This window comes from Gordonia jinhuaensis (genome assembly GCF_014639795.1).
Taxonomy (GTDB): domain Bacteria; phylum Actinomycetota; class Actinomycetes; order Mycobacteriales; family Mycobacteriaceae; genus Gordonia_B; species Gordonia_B jinhuaensis.
In genome coordinates, this window is record NZ_BMGC01000091.1 from 1 (window position 1) to 1424 (window position 1424).

Genomic DNA, 1424 nt, shown 5'->3' on the forward strand with positions numbered 1-1424 from the left:
GGCTCTTCACAATCCGGGGTGTAGTTGTGGTCTGAATCCGCCGGTCTCGAGCAGTGCGCGGGTGATGTAGTGAGTCAGGTTCCGAAAGCCCAGGGCGGAGCCGCGTAGGTGTTCGAGTCGTCCGTTGATGGCCTCTGTGGGCCCGTTCGATGTTCCGGGCCGAGTGAAGTAGGCCAGGATGTCGCTGGCGCGCCTGTTCAGGGTGCGGCCCAGGCGACGGACCTCGATGAGTGCTTCGGGCACGTTCTTGCTGATGATCTCGATCACGTCGGCCAGGAGCTGGCGTCCGCGTGCGCGGTCGGGCTCTCGGTAGGCGGCGATCATGCGTTGGTAGATGCCCCAGGTCGCCCAGACCTCCACGTGCGCCTCGGCGGCGAACAGCGCTTCGAGCCGGTTCTTCTGCTTGTCGGTGAGCAGGTCGGCACCGGTGTGCAGGGTGCGTCGGGCGGTGTAGAGCGGGTCGCCCTTGCGCCCGCGGTGCCCGCAGGTTTCCTGCTGGACCCGGCGCCGGCACTCATCAAGCTCATTGCCACCCAGGTGGATGACGTGGAAGGGGTCCATCACCGCGACGGCGTCTGGGAGCTCTTCGGCGACGGCGGTCTTGAACCCGGTGAACCCATCCATCGCCACGACCTCGATCTGCTCGCGCCACTGTGGGGCTCGCTCGCTCAGCCAGGTCTTGAACACCGCCTTGGAACGTCCTTCGACCATGTCCAGCAGCCTGGCCGGGCCCGTGCCCGCGCGGATCGGGGTCAGGTCGATGATCACGGTCACGTACTTCTCACCCTTGGGCGTGTGGCGCCACACGTGCTCGTCCACGCCTACGACCTTGACACCGTCGAACCGGTGCTCGTCATCGATCAGGACCCGCTTGCCCTCGGCCAGGACCGCGTCGTTCGCGGTGTTCCACGCAACCCCGAGCCCTTCGGCCACGCGCGCGACGCTCAGGTGCTGGCACACGATGCCTTCCAACGCCCAACGCAGCGCCCGCCGCGAGAGTCTGGCCCGCGGCCGGGCAGCCCTGGTGGTGTCCTGACGCCACACGTGGGCGCACCCGGTGCACCGGTAGCGGCGCACCGTGACCACCAGCGTGGTCGGGCGCCAGCCCAACGGTTCGTGCGCCAACCGCCGGGTCACGGTGTCCCTGAGGACTCCTTGGCACCCGCACCGCCGACACCACTGATCCGGTTCCACCACCCGACAGGCCAGCACGGCCCGGTCCGGGGCCAGGCACTGCCCTGTGGCGGCCAGACCGAGCTCGTCCAGACGGGCGAAGGTGGTCAGGTCAGGGGCGGTGAAGGTAGCGTCAGGCACGTCGAGGTCTTTCAGGTGGGCGGTGTCAGAACTCCCATCATCGGAAGACCTCGACCTCTATCCCCGGATCGACGCGCCGACCCGCTCTACACCCTCAACTGCGAAGAGCC

General features: G+C 67.8%; 1 protein-coding gene. It reads right to left on the minus strand.

Annotated features, from left to right (window positions below; translation table 11 throughout):
* Positions 1-6: 6 nt before the first annotated feature.
* Positions 7-1314, minus strand: a complete 1308-nt coding sequence (locus tag IEW22_RS19750; RefSeq protein WP_188589097.1) for an ISL3 family transposase — start codon at positions 1312-1314, stop codon at positions 7-9.
* Positions 1315-1424 lie beyond the last annotated feature (110 nt).